The sequence below is a fragment of the Gemmobacter sp. 24YEA27 genome, from assembly GCF_030052995.1.
Lineage (GTDB): Bacteria > Pseudomonadota > Alphaproteobacteria > Rhodobacterales > Rhodobacteraceae > Pseudogemmobacter.
In genome coordinates this window covers 2,252,311-2,276,175 of record NZ_JASJPW010000001.1, presented here as the reverse complement: position 1 = coordinate 2,276,175, position 23,865 = coordinate 2,252,311, and the positions used below count along the sequence as shown (strand labels likewise).

At 63.1% G+C, this 23,865-nt stretch carries 20 protein-coding genes, 1 other RNA gene and 4 pseudogenes; 16 read left to right on the top strand and 9 right to left on the bottom strand.

All coding sequences use genetic code 11. The features are described from left to right. Positions 1–56 precede the first annotated feature (56 nt). From QNO18_RS11385 to QNO18_RS11370, 4 genes are all read left to right on the top strand, one after another. Positions 57–953: a dihydroneopterin aldolase gene (locus QNO18_RS11385; protein ID WP_283177751.1), complete on the top strand. Its 897-nt coding sequence runs from the start codon at positions 57–59 to the stop codon at positions 951–953. 63 nt (positions 954–1,016) lie between these two features. Then, positions 1,017–2,060: a dihydropteroate synthase gene (folP, locus tag QNO18_RS11380; protein WP_283177750.1), complete on the top strand. Its 1,044-nt coding sequence runs from the start codon at positions 1,017–1,019 to the stop codon at positions 2,058–2,060. A gap of 69 nt (positions 2,061–2,129) precedes the next feature. After that, positions 2,130–3,473 (top strand): phosphoglucosamine mutase, encoded by a 1,344-nt coding sequence (gene glmM / locus QNO18_RS11375; RefSeq protein ID WP_283177749.1) that lies wholly within the window; start codon positions 2,130–2,132, stop codon positions 3,471–3,473. A 108-nt stretch (positions 3,474–3,581) separates the two neighbouring features. Next, positions 3,582–4,424 carry a hypothetical protein gene (locus QNO18_RS11370; RefSeq protein ID WP_283177748.1) on the top strand — a complete coding sequence of 281 codons (843 nt, stop codon included), beginning with the start codon at positions 3,582–3,584 and terminating at the stop codon, positions 4,422–4,424. 57 nt (positions 4,425–4,481) lie between these two features. Here QNO18_RS11370 and QNO18_RS11365 read toward each other — a convergent pair whose 3' ends face one another. Both QNO18_RS11365 and ilvC read right to left on the bottom strand, forming a co-directional pair. Next, positions 4,482–5,783, bottom strand: coding sequence for an MFS transporter (locus QNO18_RS11365; protein ID WP_283177747.1), 1,302 nt, complete (start codon positions 5,781–5,783; stop codon positions 4,482–4,484). Positions 5,784–6,183: 400 nt separating this feature from the next. Continuing rightward, positions 6,184–7,206 carry a ketol-acid reductoisomerase gene (gene ilvC / locus QNO18_RS11360; protein ID WP_198836408.1) on the bottom strand — a complete coding sequence of 341 codons (1,023 nt, stop codon included), beginning with the start codon at positions 7,204–7,206 and terminating at the stop codon, positions 6,184–6,186. A gap of 132 nt (positions 7,207–7,338) precedes the next feature. On the opposite strand from ilvC, the gene QNO18_RS11355 reads away from it, so the two are divergent. The 4 genes from QNO18_RS11355 to QNO18_RS11340 all read left to right on the top strand — a co-directional run bounded on the left by QNO18_RS11355 (position 7,339) and on the right by QNO18_RS11340 (position 10,067). Further along, positions 7,339–7,803, top strand: a complete 465-nt coding sequence (locus QNO18_RS11355; RefSeq protein WP_283177746.1) for an Lrp/AsnC family transcriptional regulator — start codon at positions 7,339–7,341, stop codon at positions 7,801–7,803. A gap of 214 nt (positions 7,804–8,017) precedes the next feature. Continuing rightward, positions 8,018–8,374 (top strand): hypothetical protein, encoded by a 357-nt coding sequence (locus tag QNO18_RS11350; RefSeq protein WP_283177745.1) that lies wholly within the window; start codon positions 8,018–8,020, stop codon positions 8,372–8,374. Positions 8,375–8,410: 36 nt separating this feature from the next. After that, a complete protein-coding gene (locus QNO18_RS11345; RefSeq protein WP_283178790.1) occupies positions 8,411–8,869 on the top strand; it encodes an Lrp/AsnC family transcriptional regulator in 459 nt (152 codons plus the stop codon). Between the two features lie 73 nt (positions 8,870–8,942). Next, positions 8,943–10,067, top strand: coding sequence for an aminotransferase class V-fold PLP-dependent enzyme (locus tag QNO18_RS11340; protein ID WP_283177744.1), 1,125 nt, complete (start codon positions 8,943–8,945; stop codon positions 10,065–10,067). A 70-nt stretch (positions 10,068–10,137) separates the two neighbouring features. On the opposite strand, the gene QNO18_RS11335 is transcribed toward QNO18_RS11340, so the two are convergent. Next, positions 10,138–10,611 carry a lytic transglycosylase domain-containing protein gene (locus tag QNO18_RS11335; protein WP_283177743.1) on the bottom strand — a complete coding sequence of 158 codons (474 nt, stop codon included), beginning with the start codon at positions 10,609–10,611 and terminating at the stop codon, positions 10,138–10,140. 776 nt (positions 10,612–11,387) lie between these two features. Here QNO18_RS11335 and QNO18_RS11330 point away from each other — a divergent pair. The 5 genes and pseudogenes from QNO18_RS11330 to QNO18_RS11310 all read left to right on the top strand — a co-directional run bounded on the left by QNO18_RS11330 (position 11,388) and on the right by QNO18_RS11310 (position 15,280). Beyond that, positions 11,388–11,933 carry an HNH endonuclease gene (locus QNO18_RS11330; protein WP_198836412.1) on the top strand — a complete coding sequence of 182 codons (546 nt, stop codon included), beginning with the start codon at positions 11,388–11,390 and terminating at the stop codon, positions 11,931–11,933. Between the two features lie 331 nt (positions 11,934–12,264). Continuing rightward, positions 12,265–12,743: pseudogene (locus tag QNO18_RS11325) on the top strand (IS21 family transposase); the annotation flags it as partial. A gap of 45 nt (positions 12,744–12,788) precedes the next feature. Continuing rightward, positions 12,789–12,980: pseudogene (locus QNO18_RS11320) on the top strand (ATP-binding protein); the annotation flags it as partial. Positions 12,981–13,048: 68 nt separating this feature from the next. Beyond that, a pseudogene (locus QNO18_RS11315) lies at positions 13,049–13,522 on the top strand (ATP-binding protein). 790 nt (positions 13,523–14,312) lie between these two features. Further along, positions 14,313–15,280: pseudogene (locus QNO18_RS11310) on the top strand (IS5 family transposase). 183 nt (positions 15,281–15,463) lie between these two features. Here the strand turns inward: QNO18_RS11310 and rnpB are convergent. The 5 genes from rnpB to gatC all read right to left on the bottom strand — a co-directional run bounded on the left by rnpB (position 15,464) and on the right by gatC (position 19,226). Continuing rightward, positions 15,464–15,883: RNase P RNA component class A (gene rnpB, locus QNO18_RS11305), an RNA gene on the bottom strand. A gap of 34 nt (positions 15,884–15,917) precedes the next feature. Next, positions 15,918–16,511: an N-acetylmuramoyl-L-alanine amidase gene (locus QNO18_RS11300; RefSeq protein ID WP_283178789.1), complete on the bottom strand. Its 594-nt coding sequence runs from the start codon at positions 16,509–16,511 to the stop codon at positions 15,918–15,920. Between the two features lie 76 nt (positions 16,512–16,587). Beyond that, positions 16,588–17,361: a hypothetical protein gene (locus QNO18_RS11295; RefSeq protein ID WP_283177742.1), complete on the bottom strand. Its 774-nt coding sequence runs from the start codon at positions 17,359–17,361 to the stop codon at positions 16,588–16,590. Positions 17,362–17,451: 90 nt separating this feature from the next. Next, positions 17,452–18,936 (bottom strand): Asp-tRNA(Asn)/Glu-tRNA(Gln) amidotransferase subunit GatA, encoded by a 1,485-nt coding sequence (gatA, locus tag QNO18_RS11290; protein WP_283178788.1) that lies wholly within the window; start codon positions 18,934–18,936, stop codon positions 17,452–17,454. Positions 18,937–18,938: 2 nt separating this feature from the next. Next, on the bottom strand, positions 18,939–19,226 hold the full coding sequence (gene gatC / locus QNO18_RS11285; RefSeq protein WP_092897176.1) for an Asp-tRNA(Asn)/Glu-tRNA(Gln) amidotransferase subunit GatC: 288 nt from the start codon (positions 19,224–19,226) through the stop codon (positions 18,939–18,941). A gap of 263 nt (positions 19,227–19,489) precedes the next feature. On the opposite strand from gatC, the gene QNO18_RS11280 reads away from it, so the two are divergent. Next, positions 19,490–20,185, top strand: a complete 696-nt coding sequence (locus QNO18_RS11280; RefSeq protein ID WP_283177741.1) for a metal-dependent hydrolase — start codon at positions 19,490–19,492, stop codon at positions 20,183–20,185. A 239-nt stretch (positions 20,186–20,424) separates the two neighbouring features. Here the strand turns inward: QNO18_RS11280 and QNO18_RS11275 are convergent, their stop codons facing one another. Beyond that, entirely contained in the window at positions 20,425–20,886 is a 462-nt protein-coding gene (locus QNO18_RS11275) for a nucleoside deaminase (RefSeq protein ID WP_283178787.1), read from the bottom strand. 105 nt (positions 20,887–20,991) lie between these two features. On the opposite strand from QNO18_RS11275, the gene QNO18_RS11270 reads away from it, so the two are divergent. Both QNO18_RS11270 and QNO18_RS11265 read left to right on the top strand, forming a co-directional pair. After that, a complete protein-coding gene (locus QNO18_RS11270; RefSeq protein ID WP_283177740.1) occupies positions 20,992–22,419 on the top strand; it encodes a pseudouridine synthase in 1,428 nt (475 codons plus the stop codon). A 529-nt stretch (positions 22,420–22,948) separates the two neighbouring features. After that, complete coding sequence (locus tag QNO18_RS11265) at positions 22,949–23,863, top strand: 5-bromo-4-chloroindolyl phosphate hydrolysis family protein (protein ID WP_283177739.1); 915 nt, start codon at positions 22,949–22,951, stop codon at positions 23,861–23,863. The last annotated feature ends 2 nt before the right edge of the window (positions 23,864–23,865 follow it).

The following is a 23,865-nucleotide window of genomic DNA, read 5'->3' as shown; positions in this document are numbered from 1 at the left end:
ATTTGCAGCACCAGCATTGTCAGCCGCAGCCATAGCACCGGAAGAGGCCGCCCATCATGACCACCAGCGACAGCGCCCTCGCCTTCGGCCATCCCGAAGCCCGTGCCGAGGCTTCGGCCAGCGCCGATCCACGTGACCGGATCAGTCTGCGCGACCATGTTGTCGAGGCCGATATCGGCGCTTTCCAAAAGGAACGCGGCCATAAACAGCGGCTTCGTTTCAATATCGTGATCGAGGTGCGCCCGACACCGCAGCCGCTGGAAGATGATGTCGACCGGATCCTGTCCTATGACCGGATCACCGAATCCATCGCGACAGAACTCGCGACAGAACGGCTGAACCTTCTGGAAACCCTTGCAGAACACCTGGCCGAGCGGCTCCTTGCCGAGCCCCAGGCGATGCGCGCCTTCATCCGGATCGAAAAGCTCGATGTCGGCCCCTATGCGCTTGGGGTCGAGATCGTGCGCTCGCGCGCCGAAGTGCCGGTGCGGGCGGGCGATGACACGCTGCATCCGCTGGTCGTTTACTTTGACAATGCGATGATCCATGCGCCTGACCTGACCTCCCGGATCGATGGGGTGCTGTCCTCGGGTCAGCCCGCGGTCTTCTGTGTCGGCCTGCCCGATCTGCCGCGGCCGCAGACCGGCCACCGCCCGACGCAGCGCCGCGTCGATCTGCTGGCGATCGAGCAAAACGCCTGGGTGCTGGCCGCGCGCGATCCGCGTTGCGTGGTCGTTTCCTCGCGCACCGAGATCGACTGGGCGATCAAACGCGGCAGATCGGTGGTCTGGGCGCCGTCGAAACTGGTGCTCGACGCGGTCGACGGGCCACAGACCCGTGACCCGGTGGCGCTGGCTTTGTGGCTGGCCGAGGAAATGGCGGCCTCGGGCCTCGTTCTTCACGGCGATGTTTCAGTGCCGGCGGGAAGCCGCATCCCGGCGGTAAAGGGCTGAGACCCCGCTTGTCAAATTCCGGCGCCGCAGGCAGAACCCCCGCACCCTCCTGCGGAGCCATTAATGCCTGTGCGCCTGCCCCATCCTGACCAGATCCTGTCTCCGCTGCCGCGCAGTGCGCTTGCGGGACCTGCATCTGCGTCCCGCCATGCGCTCGCGGGATCGCGACATCTGTGGTGGGACAGCGCTGACCGTCTGAGCAGGGGCGCCCCCCGGGCGGCACCGCTGGCGCGGCTTCCGCCTGCAGAGACAGCAGCGATCAGCCGGAGCCGTGCCGATCTGTGCGGCCTGACACTGGATCGGCCACGGATCATGGGCATCCTGAACGTAACCCCGGACAGCTTTTCCGATGGCGGGCGCCACAATGCCCTCGAGGCGGCGGTCGACCGCGCCCGTGAGATGATCCGCGATGCGGAGATCCTTGATATCGGCGGCGAAAGCACCCGCCCCGGCGCTGCCGAGGTGCCGGTGGCCGAGGAAATCGAGCGCACCGCCCCGGTGATCCGCGCGCTGCGCGAGGCCGGGATCACCACGCCGATCTCGATCGATACCCGCAAGGCGCGCGTGGCCGAAGCCGCGCTGGAGGCCGGGGCCGATATCGTCAATGACGTGTCCGCCCTGCGCTTCGACCCCGATATGGCCCCACTGGTGGCGGCGCGCGGCGTGCCGGTGGTGCTGATGCATTCGGTCGCCACACCCGAGACGATGCAGAAACACGCGGTCTATGACGATGTGCTCTGGGCGGTGCGCGACCATCTCTACGAGCGGGTCGCGGCAGCCCTGAGCGCGGGGATCAGGCCGGAAAACCTGATCCTCGACCCCGGTATCGGCTTTGGCAAAACGACCGCGCATGACCTGCGGCTCTTGCGCGAGCTTGCAGGGTTTCATGATTTCGGGCTGCCGCTGCTTCTGGGCGCCTCGCGCAAGAAATTCATCGGCGCGCTGACCGGGGCGGCAACGCCCGCGGAACGCGTCACCGGATCGGTTGCGGTGGCCTTGCAGGGCGCTGCGATGGGCGCGCATATTCTGCGTGTCCATGACACCAGAGAGACCCGGCAGGCCCTGTCGATCTGGCAGGCGATCCAGGGCAACATCAGTGAGGCATGAGGCGTCAGGTCTGACGCCCGTGCCCGGTAACTATTTGGTCAGGGCGCGGCCCGGCAAAGAGGATTGATCATGTCTAAAAAGCTTTTCGGCACTGATGGCGTGCGCGGCCGGGCCAATAGCTGGCCGATGACGGCCGAGATGGCTCTGAAGCTTGGCGCCGCTGCCGGGCGCTATTTCCGCCGCGACGGATCGGCGGCGCATCGGGTGGTGATCGGCAAGGATACAAGGCTCTCGGGCTATATGCTGGAAAACGCCCTGACCGCCGGCCTGACCTCGACAGGGATGAATGTGCTGCTGCTTGGCCCGGTTCCGACGCCCGGGGTGGGGTTTCTGACCCGCTCGATGCGCGCCGATCTCGGCGTGATGATCTCGGCCAGCCACAATCCGCATGAGGATAACGGCATCAAATTTTTCGGGCCCGACGGGTTCAAACTCTCGGATGAGGCCGAGGCGGAAATCGAGGCCATGGTCGAGGGCGAGATCGAGCTGGCCGAGGCCCGCATGATCGGCCGCGCCAAGCGGATCGAAGACGGGCGCGGGCGCTATCAGGAATTCGTCAAAACCTCCTTCCCGGCGGGGCTGCGGCTTGACGGGCTGAAAGTGGTGGTCGATTGCGCCAATGGCGCCGCCTACCGCGCCGCGCCCGAAGTGCTCTGGGAGCTTGGCGCCGAGGTGATTCCGGTCGGCGTCACCCCGAATGGCACCAATATCAACGAGAATTGCGGCTCGACCCATCCGCAGACGGCGGCCGAGGCGGTGATCACCCATGGCGCCGATCTGGGGATTGCGCTTGATGGCGATGCGGATCGGGTGATGATCCTTGATGAGAATGGCATGGTCGCGGATGGCGATCAGTTCATGGCGCTTCTGGCAAGCCGCTGGGCGGCGGATGGGCGGCTTAAGGGCGGCGCGCTGGTCGCGACGGTGATGTCTAATCTCGGGTTGGAGCGGTTTCTCGAGGCCAAAGGCCTGAGGCTGGAGCGCACCGCTGTAGGCGACCGTTATGTGGTGGAACGGATGCGCGCCGGCGGCTTCAACCTTGGCGGCGAGCAGTCGGGCCATATCGTGATGACGGATTACGCCACCACCGGCGATGGGCTGGCGGCGGCGCTGCAATTCCTGGCCGAGATGGCGCGGTCGGGGCAAAAAGCCTCCGAGCTTACGCATCAGTTCGAAACCGTGCCGCAGCTTCTGAAAAACGTCCGCTACACCGCCGGCGCGCAGCCCCTTGAAGATGCGCGGGTCAAGGCGGTGATCCAGGCCAGCGAAAAGCGTATCAATGGCAAGGGCCGCCTCCTGATCCGCAAATCCGGGACCGAGCCACTGATCCGGGTGATGGCGGAATGCGTCGACGCGGCCCTTCTGACCGAAGTGGTCGATGAGATCGCCGCCACCGTGGCGCGTGCTGGCTGATCCCCGCCGATCACGATGCCGGGTCCTGACAGGGGCCAGGGTTTGCCTGACTGGTATCCCGCCCCTCTTTGCGCCAGGGTGGGGCAGGATACCCGACAGGAGGTCAGCATGACCCTATTCACCCCGCTGCGCACCGCCCTTCTCGGCAGCGCATTCGCCCTGCCCTTCGCGGCCTTCGCGCAGGACACCCCGCCCGACCGGCTGGACCTGCAGGGCCATGAGGTCACCCGCAGCGAGAATGCCGATTTCGAACAGGTGATCAGCGTCGATGGTGTCGAGGTGCTGAAGGACGGACAGGTCCTGCTGGACGGCATCACCGAAGTTGCGGGCCAGCAGGTCGTCACCGGCATCTCGGGCGCCGGCGGTAATGCCTGCAACAGCACCCCTTTCGTGCTGTCCCTGAAAGACGGCAAGCCGGTGATCGACGGGCCGATTGACAGCTGTTCCTGGTTCGAGATGACCCCGCAGGACGGCGCCCTGATCTTCCACTCCGAGGCCTTCCCCGGCAGCCCTGCCGAGATCTGGACATGGAGCCCGGTCTCGGGCCTGACCGAGGCCTCGCCCGAGGGCTTCACCCCAAAATCCGGCCAGGGCTGGGAGAATTTCGCCAGCCTCGACAGCGCGCATCCCATCGACGCGCTTGGCTTCGCGCCGGTCTATGCCGAGGTCAAGGCGGGCATGTCCGCTGAGGACTGGGACGCCTATACCGGGATCCTGGCCCAGCTTGGCTCGGGGGATCTGGTCGAAGGCGGCTATCGCGGCAGCGCCTGCAACAAGCTGATCTGTGACACGGAATGGGCGATCCTTTGGATTGACCAGGCCAGCCAGCAGGCGTTCACGATGTGGAAGGGCGGGGATGACGAGATGCCGAAGACCTGGCCCGCCGATCCGGGAAGCTGGCCGGAATGGGTGCAGCTGGATGCTGCGTCCTCGGCGGGGGGCGCGAACTGAGACAAAGCAAAAGGGCCGGAGCATCGCTCCGGCCCTTTTCAGTCTGTCAGGCAGGGATCAGACCTCTTTGCGGCCCGAGGCGATGATGCAGACCAGCGTGATCACCGCCGCCAGCAGCATGTAATAACCGACATAGGCCATGCCGTAATTCGCCTGCAGCCAGGTCGCGGCATAGGGCGCGAGCGAGGCGCCGAAGATTCCGGCAAAGTTGAAGGTGATCGACGAGCCGGTATAGCGCACCCGGGTCGGGAATGGCGCCGCCAATACCGCACCGATCACGCCATAGGTCAGCCCCATCAGGAACATGCCGATGGTGACAAAGAGGTAGATCGAGCTTTCATCATCGGCCGTGCCCTGCATCAGCGGGCCGAGGAAGAACGAGAAGATCCCGATAAGTACCGTCACCACGATCAGAAAGCCGTAGCGACCCACCCGGTCCGCGACCTTGCCCGCAAAGGGGATCGCAAGGCCAAAGATCACCGAGCCGTAGATCTGGATCAGCAGCGCATCCTTGAACGGAATGCCCAGCGTCTTGATGTTGTAGCCCAGAAGCCAGGCCGAGCAGATGTAGAACAGAACAAAGGTCACCAGCGCCACGAAGGTACCAAGAAACAGGTTGCGCTTGTGGTTTTTGAACACCTCGGCGACCGGCACGCTCACGCGTTCCTCTTTCTCGATGGTTTTGGCGAATTCCGGGGTTTCCGAGATCGACATCCGCACCCAGAGCCCCAGCACGATCAAAAAGATCGAGGCGAGGAATGGCAGGCGCCAGCCCCAGGCCATGAACTGCTCTTCCGAGATGAAATGCAAAAGGATCCAGAAAAAGCCCGACGACAGGAACAGACCAACCGGCGCGCCGAGTTGCGGGAACATGCCATACCAGGACCGCTTGCCCTCGGGCGCGTTCTCCGTGGCCAGGAGGACCGCGCCGCCCCATTCGCCGCCCAGGCCAAAGCCCTGGCCAAAGCGGCACAGCGCCAGCAGCATGGGCGCCGCGACACCGATCTGCGCATAGGTCGGCAGCATGCCGATGATGACGGTCGAGACCCCCATGGTCAGCAGTGCCGCCACAAGCGTCGCTTTGCGGCCGATGCGGTCGCCGAAATGCCCAAAGACGATGGCGCCGAAAGGCCGCGCGAAAAAGGCGATCGAGAACGTCGCAAACGAGGCCAGCAGCGCGGTCATCGGGTCAGAGCCCGGGAAGAACAGCGCCGGGAAGACCAGCACGGCAGCGGTGGCATAGGCGTAGAAGTCAAAGAATTCGATGGTGGTACCGATCAGACTTGCCAGCAGCACACGCCGCGGCGAATTCTTCGGCCCTTCGGCGGCGCTGCCGCCGGCCAGAGTGGTGTCAGACATTTCTCAATCCGGGTAATTTTGTTGCACTGGCGGGTCGCTTTTAGCAATCCGCGCTGACTGGTTGCGGTAAAGCTTTGTCAACCAGGGTGAAAGCGGCAAAGCGCGGGTGACTGGCTGGATTGCGCGAAATGCATGGCTTGCGGGGGACACCATCCTGCTCTGAACGCACTTCCCTCTGTTAAGCGGACGCTGCCGCAGAGGGCAAAAGCGGAAGCTTGCCTCCGCGCCAGGGTTAACCCCGGCCCGGGGCTGGCGGGCGCGATTTGCCTCCGGCGTCGGGCGGCTGAGCGCCAGACCTTCCCCGCCCCCATCCGGCGGAGCGGTCCAGATCTTAAGGGGCAACAGTGATCCCTGAAAGAAAAAGGGCGCCGGATCTCTCCGGCGCCCTGTCATTCTGCAATCAGTTGCGGGCCTTGTCGACCATTTTGCCCTTGGAGATCCAGGGCATCATTTCGCGCAGTTTCGCACCGACCTTCTCGATCTGATGCTCGTCATTGGCGCGGCGCGAAGCTTTCAGCGTCGGCTGGCCAACGGCATTTTCCAGCATGAAGTCGCGGACGAACTTGCCCTGCTGGATGTCGGCCAGCACTTCTTTCATGCGGGCTTTGGTCTCATCATATTTCAGAATGCGCGGGCCGGTGACATACTGGCCGTATTCTGCGGTGTTCGAGATCGAGTAATCCATATTGGCGATGCCGCCTTCATAGATCAGATCGACGATCAGCTTCACTTCGTGCAGGCATTCGAAATAGGCCATTTCCGGCGCGTAGCCGGCTTCAACCAGGGTCTCGAAGCCGCAACGAATCAGCTCGACCAGACCGCCGCAAAGGACAGCTTGTTCACCGAAGAGGTCGGTTTCACATTCTTCGCGGAAATTGGTCTCGATGATGCCCGAGCGGCCGCCACCGATGGCCGAGCAGTAGGACAGACCGATGTCGAGCGCTTTGCCCGAGGCATTGGTATGAACCGCCACGAGGCAGGGCACGCCGCCGCCTTTGGTATATTCGCCGCGCACCGTGTGGCCCGGGCCTTTCGGTGCCATCATGATGACGTCAACGCCGGCTTTCGGCTCGATCAGGCCGAAATGCACGTTCAGACCATGGGCGAATGCGATTGCAGCGCCTTCACGGATATTGTCATGCACGTATTTCTTATAGGTCTCAGCCTGCAACTCGTCGGGCATGGTGAACATGATCACGTCAGCCCAGGCAGCCGCTTCGGCAATGCCCATGACCTTCAGGCCTTCGCCTTCGGCTTTCTTCGCGGAAGGCGAGCCGTCGCGCAGCGCAACGACGAGGTTTTTCGCACCCGAATCGCGCAGGTTCAGCGCATGGGCATGGCCCTGGCTGCCATAGCCGAGGATCGCCACTTTCAGGTTCTTGATCAGGTTCACATCGCAGTCGCGATCGTAGTAGACGCGCATAACAGCACTCCTTTGCTGAAGATGGGGGCAGAATAGGAATATTTCTCGCGCGCTCCGTTCAAAAATCGCCCAGATGACGGGTAGATGAATATTATCATTCATCATCCCGGTATTTTGTGAAACAATCATGCAATGAGCCTTACTCTCGACGATACAGACCGCCGCATCCTGCGCCACTGGCTGGCAGAGCCGGATCTCGCCCGCAGCGATCTGGCGCTGCGCGCCGGTGTTACCCAGGCCACGCTCTGGCGCCGGATCGAGCGGTTGCGCGAGGCGGGCATATTGCGTGGCGAGACCATGGTGATCGACTGGCGCGCGATTGGTTATGAGGTGGAAGTCAGCCTGCGCTTCACCCTCGACAAGACCGAGCCAAGGGCGTTCGACGATTTCATCGATGCCGCGCGCGAGGTGCCCGAGGTGCTGGCGATCGAGACCTTCCTTGGCCGCGTCGATGTGCGCCTGAACGTGATCGCCCGCGACATGAGCCATTGGACGGAAATCTATCGCGAAAAAATCCTCGCTTTGCCGCATATCGCCGAAGTTGACGCGCTGATGCTGATTTCTACAATCAAGGATGACAGCGCCTTGCCATTATGAGCCGCTGCCGTTCACTCCCTTTTCATCTTTCCTCACAAGACTGCATTTCCAGATCAGGAGACCAATATGATGAGATCCATTTTCCGCATCACCTTCTGCGTCCTCGCGCTGCAGATCCCTGGCATCGCGGCGGCGAAAATCGGCGTGAAACTCGGTGCGAACTGGGATGGCAAATCCGTTCCGGCCGGGCAGCAATGCAAGCTTGATGGCGGCAATGGCAGCCCCCCCCCCGATGGAGGTCAGCGGCCTGCCGGCGGGCACGGCGATGGTGGTGCTGTCCTTCAATGACCAGGGCTACAAGCCCCTGTCAAAAGGCGGCGGCCATGGCCAGATCGGTTTTCCCGTTGCGGGCGACACGGCAAAACTGCCTTCGGTTCCGGGCATGACGAAACAGCTCCCCGGTGGCGTGAGTGTGGTGAAAAAGGCCAGATCCAAAGGAAAATATGCCTCGCCCGGCTATCTGCCCCCCTGTTCGGGAGGCAAGGGTCACAGCTATACCGTCGATGTGACTGCGGTGGATGCCAAAGGCAAAGCGCTGGAAAGTGTGACAATTGGCATCGGGCGTTACTGACACGGGCCGCAGCTGGGAAAAGGAAGCTGCATGACCATCGCCGGACTGGATGAGACCGACCGCGCCATTTTGCGCGACCTCGCGATGGATGCCAATCTCGGCGCGGGCGAGATCGGGCGGCGCCATGGTCTGTCGCAGCCCGCCACCTGGCGGCGGATCCGGCGGCTGGAAGAGACCGGCGTGATCAAAGGCCGCCGGGTCGAGGTTGACCGCGCAAGCCTCGGCTTTGGCGTGACGGTTTTTCTGGGGATCAAACTGGCGAGCAAAGGCCGCGTCAGCCTTGAGGATTTTGAACGCGCCGCCACCGCCATCCCCGAAGTCCAGGTCGTGCAGCATGTGCTGGGCCTGTTCGACTACCGCCTGCGCGTCGTTGCCCGGGATCTTGCGGATTTCGAGCGTGTGCTGCGGCGGCGGGTGATGACGCTGCCCGGGGTCGGAAATGTCGAGGCCAATGTCGTCCTGACCGAAGAGCGCCGCCCCGGGCCTTTCGGCTGACCCTTCGGCCTGAAATTCCGGTGGCGGAGCCCTGCTTGCGGCGCTAGCGTCACGCTGCCACAGGAGGAACACTATGAAACTGCCGCATGACCATATCGACCCCGAGGGGCTGGAGGAATTTTCGGTCGTCTTCACCGACCGTTCGCTGAACCATATGTCAGCGCGGTTCCAGCAGGTGATGCGCGATGTCTCGGGCTGGCTGCGCGAAGTCTATAATGGCAGCGCCGTGGCACTCGTTCCCGGCGGCGGCACCTATGCGATGGAATCGGTCGCGCGCCAGTTCGGCCGTGGCCGCGCCCTGGTCGTGCGCAACGGATTTTTCTCGTTCCGCTGGAGCCAGATCTTCGACATGGGGGGATTTGCGAGCGAGGTCCAGGTCGCCATGGCGCGCGCCGCCGGCAATGACCCGACCTCGCCTTTCGCACCGCCGCCTGTCGGGGAAGTGGTCGCGAAGATCCGCGAGACCAGGCCGGATGCCGTTTTCGCCCCGCATGTTGAAACCGCCTCCGGCATCATCCTTCCCGATGATTACATCCGCCAGATCGGCGAGGCCGCGCGCGAGGTCGGCGCGCTGTTTGTGCTTGATTGCATCGCATCGGGCACGATCTGGGTCGATATGGCCGCGCTCTCGGTCGATGTGCTGATTTCGGCACCGCAAAAGGGCTGGTCGTCCTCGCCCGCCGCAGGGATCGTGGTGCTGGGCCCGCGCGCCGAGGAACGCCTCGCCGACAGCACGTCGAACAGCTTCGCGCTGGATCTGAAGAAATGGCGCGCGATCATGAAGGCCTATGAGGATGGCGGCCACGCCTATCATGCCACCATGCCAACCGATGCGATCCTCGCCTTCCGCGACGCGATGCAGGAAACCCGCGAGATGGGGCTGGACGCCGCGAAAGAAGCGCAATGGGATCTGGGCCGCAAAGTCCGCGCCGAGCTGGCCGCGCGCGGCATCCGGTCGGTCGCGGCCGAAGGCTTTGCTGCCCCCGGCGTTGTGGTCAGCTTTACTGACGATCCCGCCATCCAGAACGGCGCCAAATTCCGTACCGAAGGCGTCCAGATCGCGGCAGGTGTGCCTTTGCAGATCAATGAGGGCGAGGCCTTCCGCAGCTTCCGGCTTGGGCTGTTCGGCCTCGACAAGCTGAAGGATGTCGATGGCACTGTGGCGCGGCTGACCCGAGCGCTTGACAAGGTGATCTGAAGATCCGGAGGAGATCTGAGGATCGGGGGGCCGTCTGGCCCCCTCTTTTTTCTGCGCTTTCAGCCGGGTCTTACGATTTCAGCCCGGTCTCGCGCAAAATCCCGCGACGCTTGGCCTCGTAATAATAGCCATTCGCGTACCACTTCTCGGCCCGGTCCTGGCTGCCATCCGAGACCATCCAGGCGCCGCGGAGATATTTCCCGGCATAGCGCAGATTGGTCTCGGCATTCAGCAACCCTTCGGGCGGGCCATTATAGCCCATGGTCCTTGCGGTCTGCGGATGAATCTGCAGCAACCCGTAATAGGGTCCATTGCGCGCCGACGGATTATAGCCGCTTTCGCGCCGGATCATCCGGTGCAAAAGGCTCTCCGGGATCTGATGCTCTGCTGCATATTTGCGGATCAGGGCCCGCATCTCGGGCGTCTCCCCGGCATTGAGCCCCTGTGAGGGCGACGGCCCGTCGGGTTTCCGGCGAGAACAGGCCACGAGGGCCAGGGGCGCAACAAGAGCAAGGGCAAGCAAAGAGCGGCGGTCCGGATGCATCCTGAGGGCTTTCGGGTAAAGGTTTCAGATATGGCGGGCGGGGCTTTGGTCTCTCCGGACCAGGGCAGCCCCGGTCTTCGCGAGCTTTCCGCGCGGGTTTATGCGCTCGCCCGTCTTCCGGCAAGGGCAAGGCCGGACACCTGAAGGCGCAACGGCATACCCTTGCCGGCGCCCGCTGTCATGCCCCTGTTTCACTCTGCCGCCAGGAAGAGGCGACGCCCCGGAGATCATCCGTCACCAGGGGGTTGCACAGGGGTCGCGCCCATATATAGTCGGCTCGTCCGGATCGGTGGAACAGTATGGGGCCGACGCCCTCTCCGCCGCCCGGACCGACCGGGCCAAATACGGTGCGGCCATACCAGCTGAAGGCAGGAGCCGACGGATATGGAAGGCAATAGCTCTGGATATAAGGCGAAGAAGGCCGGGCCTGCGGCTTGCCTTATGCTGCACTGCGGTTGGTTTCCACCGCCTGCCCGCTCCCGCCGCAGCTGCCCCCGTCCTGCCAGCCTTCGCGTCACCCGGCAGTGTTTCGCGCCTCACCGCCGCGCAACGGGCCCCTTCTTCCGGCAAAGTTGCAGCTGGCCGCATCCTGGTCAGCATAGCATCCGTCCTGTCAGCCAGATGAACACGCAGACGAGCTTTCGGACGACACCATCGAGAAATCCATATCGGGCGCGTGCTGGTCACGCGCCTTTTTCTTTTTCCGCAGCCGGCCGCAGCCGGGTTTGCTCCGCCCCGGGAAACGCCCCGCGGCGGATGGCAGAGAGTAATATGTGATGGCGATACAGACCCTTGTCCTGAATTCAGACTTCCGCCCCCTGTCCTGCAATCCGCCTTCATCCTGGCACTGGAAGGATGCGGTGACGGCCATCATCCTGAACCGGGTGAGCCTCGTGGCCGAATATGACCATGTGGTGCGTTCGCCCAGCATCACGATGCGCGTGCCAAGCGTGGTGGCGCTGAAACAGTATCAGCGGCTGGATGGCTGGCCGGCCTTTACCCGCTTTAACATCTATTGCCGCGACAAATGGCTGTGCCAGTATTGTGGCCGGCGGTTTCTGTCGGACCAGCTGACCTTCGACCATGTCCAGCCGCGCTCGCGCGGCGGGCGGTCGTCCTGGGAAAACATCGTCGCCGCCTGCGCACCCTGCAACCACCGCAAAGCCAACCGGACCCCGAAAGAGGCCGGGATGAAACTGCTGCGGGCGCCCTACACCCCGACCCGGCGCGAACTGGTCATGGCCGCGCCGCGCTATCCGCAGTCAGACGTCCATCACAGCTGGCTAGATTTCCTCTACTGGGACAGCGAGCTGGAGAGCTGATCTGCGCGACGCCAGGGCTTTTGTAAATTACACCATGAAATTCACCAGAACGCGGTTTCTGGTGTGTGTGGTGAGGCATCGGCTTCACAATCTGGCTGGCGCGGGCAGCCGCGCGACCTTTGGTGTCAGATTCCTTCGACCTGAATGCCGTTCTCTGCCAACCAAGATTTCCGATACCCCCAGTCGGGAAGATGCTGTTCGATAGTCATTCGAAGGTCTGGTTGTTGTTTCTCACCCAGAACTGAGTCGTTTAAGCGCATAATTTTCACTGAGAACTGAGCCATGTGAACCTTCTCCCAACGCGGTTAGCGGCGGGGGCAACGGAGTGACCCGCGTGATCGAACGCAGTCATAAGCTGCCACCAAGGACGACTTATGACTGGCGGCATTATCTGACACCTCGCCATTGTCCTTGAACCAATGGCGGCCAATGGCTCGATGCAGAGAAAGCCAGGCGCGCTTCGCAACGGCGCACCCTTCATGGAATTACCAGCTGCGTTCAGGCAGTTGCAGGATTACATGGCTCGCGCAAGCCCGGCGGCGATCGCGAGATGGTCGATATCCTCGCACTTGTGCCTCACCACGACGAACAAACCGTGCTCACTGCTGTGGAGCTGTCCCTGGCCGAGGGTGTGCCAACTAAAACCCATGTGCTGAACCCGGCTCGCATCGGCTGGCAGATGGAAAGGTGATCGGCGGGCCGCCACTGGATACGCCACAGGCATTGGCCCGGCATCGTGAACCCAAAGCTAACGTTGAACGCTATGACGGCCTGCGTTCCCAGATCGCCGGAGGCCGCCATGCGTCATGATCCAGCCGCTGGTGCCATCGTCATCATGGCTCGCGCAGCCTCAAAATGTATGGCATGGCTCAGGCCGTAACCGATCTGATCGAACAAGGGGCTCCGGCGTTTGAAGCCGCCATCCCGATGCTGTCGCAACTGTTAAAGGCCGAATTGGCCGAACGGGAAGTGCGCTCAATCGCCTGTCACATGAAGTCCGCGCGGTTCCCGGCTTACAAAGACCTCTCTGCCTACGACTTCGCCGCCAGTGAGATCAACGAAGCCACCGTCCGGACACTGCATCGCTGCGAGTTCATGGATGGCGCGCGAGACACGTGGTCCTCATTGGGGGCCCCGGAACCGGCAAGACCCATGTTGCCACCGCCCTCGGCATCCAGGCCATCGAACACCATCGCCGAAAGGTCAGGTTCTTCTCCACCATCGAACTGGTCAACGCCCTCGAACAGGAAAAGGCCAAGGGCAAGGCAGGGCAGATCGCCGAGGGGCTGACTAAGCTCGACCTCCCCTCCTCAGGGAAACGATCCCCCGGATCGTTTCCTTATCCTCGTCGACCTGGATGAACTTGGCTATCTGCCCTTCAGCGCCTCGGGCGGGGCACTTCTGTTCCATCCGGCTCGAGCAAACTCTACGAGCGCACCAGCGTGACTATCACCACCAATCTCAGCTTCAGCGAATGGGCCACCGTCTTTGGTGATGCCAAGATGACCACTGACTTGCTCGACCGCCTCACCCACCGCTGTCCCTCGCCATTGGGCTCGAACCAATGGCGCCACAAAGGCTCGACCTGAAGAGCGGAAACGACAGCTTCCGCTTCAAGGCAAGCTCAGCAGCCGCAGATAGGAAAAAGAAGGAGAAAAACCCGCCCTTGACCACAGCTTGAATCGAAATCCATAATCAGAGGTGGCTCACTTCTCGGTGACAAAACCGGCTCAGTTCCGCGTGAGATTCAACAGCTCCCGCCTTTGCGCCGGAGTGGCTGGGGTCCCCCATCTATCGGCGCGTCGAGATGGCTGACTTCATGGCCGAGTTCACGGCCTGCAATAATTCCGGGAAATTCCACGAAAACGATGCCGTTTCTGGCATTAAATCTGCGATTTTCGTCGAGAATGGCCACTTTGGTTAATCCGATGATGCGGTTTTGTGAATCCGATAGGTGGGTAGCTGAGGCCCTATGAAGATGAATTCATAAAAATCAATAGGTTACGTTCAAAATTGTGCTTTTTATGTTGGAGTATACTTATGTTGGAATATACAGCTTTTGTAAAATCTAACATGAAAGGCACCAGAACGGGCTTTCTGTTAGTTGCGACTGCCCATCGGATTCACAATTTGCCGGTTTTCGGCAGAATGTCGGCGTGCACACCGTGACATGCCCGCCCTGACTGTCGCGCTTGGCCGGTCAGTCAAGGTAGGTTAAGGGCCGAATAATTATATGCCTCCTGGGGCCAACTCCAGATCCTCGGCCTTCCTCAGCACAGCACAGTCGCGCTTCGAAGATCGGCAACGCCTATGGGCTTTGTTGCACTATCCGGCCGGCTTACGGAATCCTGTTTGTAGGTCATCGGGTTAGATTGGCCTATGAGCAAGCCGATCCCTCTTTTCTGCACGACGAGCTGGTCGAGCTACAACCAAACTCTGAAGCGTCGTGGCTCGCTGATGGTATGGTTTGCCTCTGAGATGGGCTGGTTCGCGGTCCCGAGCGGCAAGGCGGGTCATCCTGAGAGGTTTTCGGCGGCGGCGATACAATTCTGCCTCTCGCTCAAGGTGCTGTTCGGGTTGCCGCTCCGTCAAACGACAGGGTTTGTGGAGAGCCTTCTGGCCCTGTCTGGTCTCGACTGGCCCGTGCCGGATTACACAACGCTCTGCCGCAGACAGAAGCACCTTAAGGTGCAGATCCCGTATCGTTCGGCGTCCGGGCCGCTGAATCTGCTGGTGGACATCGAGCCATGAAGCCGCCACTGGTTCAAGGCCATGGCGAGACGGAATCAAGTTCTCAGGCGAAGGCGAGTGGCAGGTCCGCAAGCATGGGGCCAGCCGTCGCAGGCAATGGCGCAAGATCCACAAAGGTATCGACGCTGAAACCCTTGAAGTTCGCGCGGTCGAGATGACCAGCAACCGCATCGGGGATGCGCCTGTTCTGCCCGATCTGTTGGCGCAGATCCCGACGGATGAGCCGATCGGCAGTGTCACCGCCGACTGCATTTATGACACCAAAGGGTGTCACGCCGCCATCGCGGCTCGAGGGGCCGATGCCATCATACCACCAAGACGGAATGCCCGAGCCCGGAAGGGGCTGGATCCAGCGCTGCGAGCGCGGAAAGAGGCCCTGCGTCCCTGCAAATGGTTCGGCCGGGCCAACTGGAAGAAGTTGTCCGAATATCAGGGACGAAGCCGAGTGGAGGCAAAGATGAGATGCTTCAAACTTCTGGGCGAGCGCATCATGGCCAGAGACTTCGACAGGCAGGATGCAGAGGTTCAGATCTGCATCGCACTCATGAACCGCTTCCACATCACTCGGCACGCCCGGGACCGTTCGCATGCGCTGACACAAGCCGGGAAAGCGGTATCTGCGGTCGCAATCACAATAGCGCAACAAAGCCGTTCGGGAAGGCCGGCTGCACGCAACGGGCAGTTCCGGTTTCTCCTGGCACCCGAATCCGCTTTGGGTGGGACCGGTTTCAAAGCTTGCTCACGCCTGGCAGGACCTGGAGGCGTTTGAAGAGGTAAGTTTGCACGGATGGCCTGTAAGCCGGATTCTGTCCAGGCAGTTGCCTGCCCTGGATGACCATTCCTCTGCCCCCGCCCTTACGGACGGGATCCAGCTGCCAACCCGGGCCTCTCGGGCTGAAGCATCCCTGCGGCGGTATCGGGCGGACCCGACCTGCCCGCGCGAGGCCCCTATTCGGCATTGCTCCGGGCGGGGCTTGCCATGCCATTCCTGTTGCCAGGACCGCGGTGGGCTCTTACCCCACCGTTTCACCATCACCGCACCGGTCTCCGACCGAGGCCGGCGGCGCGGCTGTCTCTTCTCTGTTGCGCTTTCCCTCGGGTTACCCCGGCCGGGAGTTACCCGGCGCCCTTGCTTCATGGAGTCCGGACTTTCCTCGGCACGACGCTTGCGCGCCCCCCGCGGTCATCCGGCCATCCGTGCGAAGCGGGGCTTAGGCCCCTGCCCGGTTGTCGTCAAGCGCCATCGGCGGAAATCGCGGCCAGAACCCCTTGTGCAAGGCGGATATCCTGCGCCTCAACCGGCCCGTATCCCCAGGGGCGGAACCGCAGGCGGAAGGCGCGCAAAAGCAGCTCCGGCTCCTGTGCCGGATCATAGCCGATCGCAGCCAGCAGTTGGCTGAAATCAGTGTCGCAATCAGCCCCTGCCCCTGCCCCTGCCTGAGGCCGCAGCGCGAGACCCTGACGCGCAAGGCGCTGCCAGTCGAAATGGGGGCCGGGGTCGATTTTGCGATCCGGCGCGATGTCGGAATGGGCCAGTACTCCCGCCGGGGTAATGTTCCAGCGCGCCATGATCCCGCGCAAAAGATCCTCCAGCGCCGCCATCTGCGGCTCGGGGAAAGGATGCGTGCCACGATTGGCGAGCTCGATACCGATGGAATGGCTGTTCACATCGTCAATGCCGCGCCAGGAGCTGCGCCCGGCATGCCAGGCCCGCTCTGCCTCGGAGACCAGGGCCTCGCTGCGGCCATCCTCACCGATCAGCCAATGGGCCGAGACCTCGTAATCCGGGTCACAAAGCCGCGCGCGGGCAGCCTGAGCGCTCTCCATCGCGGTGTAATGCAGGATGATCAGCGAAGGCAGCACCTCCCCCGCCGCGCGCCGAAATTCGGCGAGGGGAAGGCGGTCACTGCAATGCGGTGCGGAACGGGCGCGGATCCCAGCCACAGGCAAAGCCGTCGCCATCGGGATCAAGGCCCAGCCGATCCTTGTCCGGGCCGCCGCGGGCCAGGAAATCCTGCTGCGCCAGATCCGGCGACGGGTATTTCGCACAGGCAATCATCGGATCTTTCGAGCTGCGACCGCGACTATACATCTGCACACCCGGCGCATGGGTGGTCGCAAGCGCGAATTCAACGATATTCGGCCCGCTTTCGCCAGGGCGCACCGGCAGCGCGCCGGGCTGAACCACGACATATTCGGCGCGGTTTCGGGCGATCCGCTCGGCATCCGACGCGATGGATTCGCGGGCGGCCACGGCGGTGAAGTCATTCTCGTCCGAGATGGTCGGATTGGAATGGACCAGCTCGCCCGATTCCTCTTTGATCCCGGCCGGCGCATTGCCCCGCGGGCGCACGGCACCTGTGCTGGCGGGAGCCACGTAATTCGTATTCGGAATGATTGCGCTGACCGGCGCGGTCGGGGTGCTGCCATCAGCGCGGTCAATCGCCGCTGCCGCCGCGGTCGGATCGAAACCGGTTCTGGCCGGAGCCGCCGCAGCAGGCGCCGCAGTTTGCCCCGTGCCGCTATTGGAGCTGCGGATATAGGAGTTGTAATCCTGAAAGCCGACGCCACTGCCGGAATCGGGAACCGAAGGCGTGCAGGCCGCCAGCACCAGAACGCCCAGAACGGCAGCGCTTTTACCTGAAAACCCCGAAATGATCTGCCGGCGGGTGGTCATGGCGTCCTCATGTAAAACGGCAAAAAGTCACGCCACAGATGTGTTATCCGACCGAAAAACCGGACGGCGCGGGCGCATATCCGGCGGCAATTACCACCATTTTTGCGGCTTGGCTACAAATCCTGCTGCACGTTCCAGCACATAGGCGTGATTGAGAAGCCCGGCCTCATCCCAGGGACGCCCGATCAGTTGCAGCCCAAGCGGCAGACCTTTGGCATCCAGCCCGACCGGAACCGAGATCCCCGGCAGGCCGGCAAGGTTCACCGTCACGGTGAAGACATCGTTGAGATACATCTCGACCGGATCGGCCGAGGCCATCTCGCCCAGACCAAAGGCCGAAGAGGGTGTCGCGGGCGTCAGGATTGCATCGACGCCATCCGCGAAGACGGTCTCGAAATCCTGTTTGATCAGCGCGCGGACGCGGCGGGCGCGGTTGTAATAGGCGTCATAAAAGCCCGCCGACAGCACATAGGTGCCGATCATGATGCGGCGCTGCACCTCAGACCCGAAGCCTTCGGCGCGGGTCTTTTCATACATCTCGGTGATACCATCACCCGGGCGCAGTTTGGCGCGATGCCCGTACCGCACCCCGTCATAGCGGGCGAGGTTCGACGAGGCCTCGGCGGGCGCGATCACGTAATAGGCCGGCAGCGCATATTTCGCATGTGGCAGAGTGACCTCGCGCACTTCGGCACCGGCATCTCTGAGCATGGCAATGCCCTGCTCCCACAGCGCGTCGATCTCGGCCGGGATGCCGTCGAGACGGTATTCCTTCGGGATACCGATGACTTTGCCGCGAATATCGCCGGTCAGGGCGGCCTCGAAATCGGGGACAGCAATCTCGGAACTGGTCGAATCCTTCGGGTCATAGCCCGACATGGATTGCAGAAAGATCGCCGCGTCCCGCACCGATTTCGTCATAGGTCCGGCCTGGTCAAGGCTGGACGCGAAAGCGATCACCCCCCAGCGAGAGACGCGGCCATAGGTCGGCTTGATGCCCACAATACCGGTAAAAGCCGCCGGCTGGCGGATCGAGCCGCCGGTATCGGTGCCGGTCGCCGCCAGACAGAGATCCGCCGCGACAGCCGAGGCCGAACCGCCCGAAGATCCGCCCGGCGTCAGTTTGCGGTCATCGATCTTCCAGGGGTTCACGGCGGGGCCGTAAACCGAGGTCTCATTCGACGAGCCCATGGCGAATTCGTCCATGTTCAGCTTGCCAAGCATCACCGCGCCGTCAGCAAAAAGCTTCGTGGTGACGGTCGATTCGTATTCCGGCTTAAACCCTTCGAGGATCCCCGAAGCGGCCTGAGAATTCACGCCTTTGGTGCAGAAAAGATCCTTGATCCCCAGCGGGATGCCGCACAAAGACGGCGCGTCCCCGGCCTTGAGCCGCGCATCCGCCGCCCGCGCCTGTTCCAGCGCGATCTCGGGGGTTTTATGCACGAAAGCGCCAAGCGCATCGCCCGCGTCAATCGCGGTCAGGCAGGCCATGGTCAGATCGACGGCGGAAATCTCGCCGTTCCGCAGCGCATCGCGCGCCTTTTCGATCGTCCAGCTGTTCGACTCGGAGGTCATGCTCATTCCACCACCTTCGGCACGGCAAAGAAGCCTTCACGGGCTTCGGGGGCATTTTTCAGAACCTGGGCCTGGATATTGCCATCGGTCACGACATCCTCGCGCCGGCGCAGCCGCATCGGCGTGACCGAGACCATCGGCTCGATGCCGGTCACATCGACCTCGTTCAGCTGTTCCATGAAAGTGAGAATGCCGGAGAGATCGCGTGCAAGATCGGGAAGCGCTGCTTCCTCAACCCGGATGCGGGCAAGTTTCGCCACTTTCCGTGCGGTATCAATGTCGATGGACATGGATCAGACCCTTTTAAGCTCCGGCCCCGTTTAGCGAGCGCTTGGCGGCTGCGCAAGGCACAGGCTGGGTTGGACAAAGGCCGGGCAAGGCAAAGGCAGCATCCTGTCTCCCTGGCGGGCCTGCGCCTCCGGCGGGACTATATTTGTCAGGGGAAATGACGGCAGCCTCGTCATTTCGAACCGCCCGGTTCGAAAAAGACTGGAAACCTGTCACAATGGGCGGGTAAAGTCTCTTCCGCACAATCATAACAGGAGGTGCTGCTGTGAAAATCACCTGGCTCGGACATTCGGGTTTCCGTATCGAGATCGAACAGGCGGTTCTGCTGGTGGATCCCTGGCTGACCGGCAACCCGGTCTTTCCGGCTGAGGCGCGTGCCGATGCGGTGGCGGGTGCCACGCATATTCTTTTGACCCATGCCCATGGCGATCATGCCGCCGATGCCGCCAGCCTGTCGAAGGAATTGCAGATTCCCGTGGCCTGTATCCATGAGGTCTCGGTCTGGCTGAACGGCCAGGGTGCCTCGACCATCGGCTTTGGCAAGGGCGGCACCATCGACTGCGGCGGCGCGAAAGTGACGATGGTGAATGCCACCCATTCGGCCTCGGTCGATTTCGGCGGCGGCGCGCTTTTGCCGGCCGGATCTGCGGCGGGCTTCATGATCAAAGGCGAAGGCCGCACCATCTATGTGTCGGGCGACACCGATATCATGGCCGATATGGCCTGGATGGGCGAGCTGCATCAGCCCGAGATCGGCATTCTCTCCTGCGGCGGGCATTACACGATGGATATGGCGCGCGCGGCCTGGGCTGCGCGGAAATATTTCAACTTCCGCTGTGTGATTCCCTGCCATTACAAGACCTTCCCGCTGCTGGCGCAGAATGCAGATCCGTTGCGCGCCGGCCTGCCGCCCGGCGTCGAAGTGATTGAGCCCGTGGTGCTGGAGCCGATTTCGTTCTGACCCGACTGGCGGAAGAAAGACCGCCATGCAGAGCCGCCATCAGGGGCGATGCTCTGCGACAACTCAGCCCTGCGGCCACGATCATCGCGGCGGCCGCAAGGCGTTGTCCCGGCCCCTCTGACCGGGCGTGACGTGCTGCGCAAAGTGGTGCGTCTGGCATTTGCGGCGGGTATCGTCACGGCTGCCAGCGCCCTGCCCCGCGCTGCCCCACAAATTCCAGCTTTAAATTTGCCCAGAGTTCAGCCCTGGCTTTCGCGCCGGGCGGTAAAGAAATCGCGCAGCAGCCGCCCGGCCTCGACCTCGCCGATTCCATCCAGAACTTCGGGCACGTGATGGCATTGCGCATGACTGAAGACACGCGCGCCCACCGTCACGCCGCCGGATTTGGGATCCGCCGCGCCGTAAACCAGCCGCGCGATCCGCGCCGCCGAAATCGCGGCTGCGCACATCGGACAGGGCTCCAGCGTCACATAGAGAAGACAGCCTTCCAGCCGCTCCTGCCCAAGGCGCCGGCACGCCTCGCGGATCACCAGCATCTCGGCATGTGCAGTCGGGTCTTTCAGCTCGCGCGTCCGGTTCCCGGCCCGGGCCACAACCTCGCCCGCGCCCGAGACCAGTACCGCCCCCACCGGCACCTCGCCGCGCAAGGCCGCCGCCCGCGCCTCTTCCAGCGCGAGGCCCATATGGGATCGAAAGACCACACCGCATTGTTCTTTCATCTGTCCTGAAATATCCTTGGGGGCCACGAGTCAAAAATCCTGGGGCGCCAGCCCCGGCTTCTGCTCTCCCTCAAAAGGTCGCCTCCCATGCCGGAAAACACAAGTCCTCCCGCCCGGGAACCGAATGGGACGCCCGAAGGCGAGCGCATTGCCAAGTTGCTGTCGCGCCGGGGCGTCGCCTCGCGGCGCGAGGCCGAGCGGCTCATCGAGGCAGGCGAAGTCACCGTTAATGGAAAGATCATCAGCAGCCCGGCGCTGAACGTGACCGGAACCGAGCGCATCACCATTTCAGGCAGGCTGCTGCCCGAAGAGGAAGAGGCGCGGCTCTGGCTTTATTATAAACCCGAAGGGCTTGTGACCAGCGCCTCCGATGAAAAGGGCCGCGACACCGTTTTCGATCACCTTCCTGAAGATATGCCGCGGGTGATGTCGGTCGGGCGGCTCGACCTCAATTCCGAGGGGCTTTTGCTGCTGACGAATGATGGCGGGCTGAAACGGCGGCTGGAACTGCCCTCGACCGGCTGGCTGCGGAAATACCGGGTGCGCGTAAATGGTCAGGCCGATGACCTGAAACTGCAGATCCTGCGCGATGGAATCACCATCGAGGGCGAGCGGTTCAAGCCGATGCAGGTCACTATCGACCGTCAGCAGGGTGCCAATGCCTGGCTGACCGTGGGCCTGCGCGAGGGCAAAAACCGCGAGATCCGTCGCGCGATGAATGCCATCGACCTTTACGTGAACCGGCTGATCCGGGTCTCTTACGGCCCCTTCCGGCTGGGAAGTCTGGAACCGGGCCAGGTCGAAGAGGTCAAGGCCCGCGTGCTGCGCGACCAGCTGGGCGAGATCGCGGCGGACGAGGCGGCAGCAGAAGCCCCACGCAAGCGCCCTGCGATGACGCGGGTGCGGGCCGGAAAACCAGTACCGGCAAGACCAGCAGCGGGCAAAACCGACCGCGCCGGGGCCGAACGCGCCTCCGCCGTTGCGCGTCCCGTCAGATCCGCCAGTGCGACCCGAGCTGCCAGTTCTGACAGACCGGCCAATGCGACCAGACCGGCCTTTGCGGCCACGGACAGGGGCCCGCGCACGGCCTCAGCTGCGTCGCGCGCAACCGGCGCTGCATCCACCGAGGCGGCCGCAAAACCGGCCACCGCCAAGCGGAAATCTGGCCTCACCGCACGCGAATATTTTACCCACCGGGCGGAAGCTGCCGGGCGCAAAGACAGCGAGGGCTCTGGCGGCATCAGCTATCAGCCGAAACCAGCAGCACGCGGCACGGGCGACGCCGCGCGCCCCGACCGGGCTCCGGGCGCGGCCAGGCGCTGGAGCGCATCCGCCAGTGCCGACCCGGTCTCTGAACGGGCAGCACTGCGCAAACCCCGTGCCCCGAAACTCGTCAGCACCCGCAATGCGCCGGCGACCACCGGCGCGCGCACCTCGCGCGGTCCCGCCAAAACCGGCGGTCCCACCAGGCCCGGCGGTCCTTCCGGCCGGGGCGGCCCGGGTCGCAAGGGATAGGATCCAAAGGACGCGCGCGTCTTTCGCGCGCGCAGGTTCCCCCTGCTCTGAGCCTCGCCGCACCCCGCGCCTCGCGGGGGGGGCACTGCCGAGGCGCGGCTTACCTGCCCTCTGGCAGGGCAAGCTCATTGCGGCCTGGCATAACAGTTGCGTGCAGGCCTGGGCATGTGGCGCGGTGATGCGTGACCGGCCCAATAAGCGCAAGACATCAAGGGATTGCGCTGATGGGGCGTCCTGATACCCCGGCCCGGGATGCCGGAATGCCCTGCCCTCCATGCCGCATCGCGGCATCAGGGATCCGCTTCACCACGCACAGAAGGGCGCGGGCCAGACACAACCGGGAATTCGGGCGGAAGATTCCCGCGCATAGGCCCTGTCTCAGACTGGCAAGCGGCAGATCCATTCGCTAGGATTGCGGCAACCGACCGTTTTTTCCGGAACCCAGAATGTCCGAATCCGGCCTGCGCAACCTCTCGCTGGCGATTCTGATCGCCCTTGTTTTCTATGTCGCCGGTTCGGGAGGAATGTGATGGCCGCTCAGCGCTTTGGCGGGAAGTTCAGCCCTGACGGGGCCCGACCGTCGGGATCGGGCTCCGACCCACAACCGCCAATTCCGCGTGCGGCCCCGGGGACGGAAAAGCCGGCCGGTGGCTGGCGCGCCACGTTCCTGTTCCTCTCGGCCTTTGTTTTCCTCTTCCCCGCCTTTGGCGAGGAACCCGGTGCGATGCTTTTAAGCCTGATCGCCGGCGGCGGCCTGATCCTGAGTGCCAGGCTCACCCGTGAAGGTATGCGCGCCCGCGCCGCGTTTAACGCCCGCCGGGTCGCGCGCCGCCCTGCGATCCCGCGTATCCTCTTCGGCGCCCTCGCCACCGGGGCCGCATTGTTCACCGGCGGGCTGATCGGGCATGGCGTCTCGCTTTACCCGATCCTCTTCGGCCTCGCCGGTGCGGCGCTGCATATCGGCACCTTCGGCTTTGATCCCTGGACCGATAAGGGGATGGAGGGCGTCGACCGTTTTCAGACCGACCGCGTGGCCCGTGCCCTGGCCGGGGCCGAGAAGACGCTCGCGCAGATGAAAGACGCGATCCTGCGCGCCCGCGACCGCCAGCTCGAGGCCCGGGTCGATCGTTTCATCGCCCAGACAAGAGGCCTGATGCAAAGGGTCGAGGAAGATCCCGGTGATCTGACCGCCGCGCGCCGCTATCTGACCGTCTACCTGGAAGGCGCCCGCGACGCGACGGTGAAATTCGCCGATCTCTGGGCGATCCGCCCCGACCCGCAGGCCCGCACCGATTATGAACAATTGCTGACCGATCTGGAAACCACCTTTGCCAGCCGCTCGGAACGCCTGCTTGGAAGTGACCGCGACAATCTCGATATCGAGATTTCCGTGCTGCGGGACCGGCTGAAATTCGAGACGCCCTCCGGCTCCAACCCTTCCTAAGT

Excerpts from the sequence above, each read along its gene's own strand:
- QNO18_RS11350 (WP_283177745.1), top strand. The coding sequence starts at position 8,018 with ATGGCAGCCCCCCCCCCGATGGAGGTCAGCGGCCTGCCGGCGGGCACG.
- QNO18_RS11365 (WP_283177747.1), bottom strand. The coding sequence starts at position 5,783 with ATGTCTGACACCACTCTGGCCGGCGGCAGCGCCGCCGAAGGGCCGAAG.
- glmM (WP_283177749.1), top strand. The coding sequence starts at position 2,130 with ATGTCTAAAAAGCTTTTCGGCACTGATGGCGTGCGCGGCCGGGCCAAT.
- QNO18_RS11385 (WP_283177751.1), top strand. The coding sequence starts at position 57 with ATGACCACCAGCGACAGCGCCCTCGCCTTCGGCCATCCCGAAGCCCGT.
- gatA (WP_283178788.1), bottom strand. The coding sequence starts at position 18,936 with ATGACCTCCGAGTCGAACAGCTGGACGATCGAAAAGGCGCGCGATGCG.
- QNO18_RS11340 (WP_283177744.1), top strand. The coding sequence starts at position 8,943 with ATGAAACTGCCGCATGACCATATCGACCCCGAGGGGCTGGAGGAATTT.
- QNO18_RS11270 (WP_283177740.1), top strand. The coding sequence starts at position 20,992 with ATGCCGGAAAACACAAGTCCTCCCGCCCGGGAACCGAATGGGACGCCC.
- QNO18_RS11370 (WP_283177748.1), top strand. The coding sequence starts at position 3,582 with ATGACCCTATTCACCCCGCTGCGCACCGCCCTTCTCGGCAGCGCATTC.
- folP (WP_283177750.1), top strand. The coding sequence starts at position 1,017 with ATGCCTGTGCGCCTGCCCCATCCTGACCAGATCCTGTCTCCGCTGCCG.
- QNO18_RS11295 (WP_283177742.1), bottom strand. The coding sequence starts at position 17,361 with ATGACCACCCGCCGGCAGATCATTTCGGGGTTTTCAGGTAAAAGCGCT.
- QNO18_RS11330 (WP_198836412.1), top strand. The coding sequence starts at position 11,388 with ATGGCGATACAGACCCTTGTCCTGAATTCAGACTTCCGCCCCCTGTCC.
- QNO18_RS11355 (WP_283177746.1), top strand. The coding sequence starts at position 7,339 with ATGAGCCTTACTCTCGACGATACAGACCGCCGCATCCTGCGCCACTGG.
- QNO18_RS11335 (WP_283177743.1), bottom strand. The coding sequence starts at position 10,611 with ATGCATCCGGACCGCCGCTCTTTGCTTGCCCTTGCTCTTGTTGCGCCC.
- QNO18_RS11300 (WP_283178789.1), bottom strand. The coding sequence starts at position 16,511 with ATGGAGAGCGCTCAGGCTGCCCGCGCGCGGCTTTGTGACCCGGATTAC.
- QNO18_RS11265 (WP_283177739.1), top strand. The coding sequence starts at position 22,949 with ATGGCCGCTCAGCGCTTTGGCGGGAAGTTCAGCCCTGACGGGGCCCGA.
- gatC (WP_092897176.1), bottom strand. The coding sequence starts at position 19,226 with ATGTCCATCGACATTGATACCGCACGGAAAGTGGCGAAACTTGCCCGC.
- ilvC (WP_198836408.1), bottom strand. The coding sequence starts at position 7,206 with ATGCGCGTCTACTACGATCGCGACTGCGATGTGAACCTGATCAAGAAC.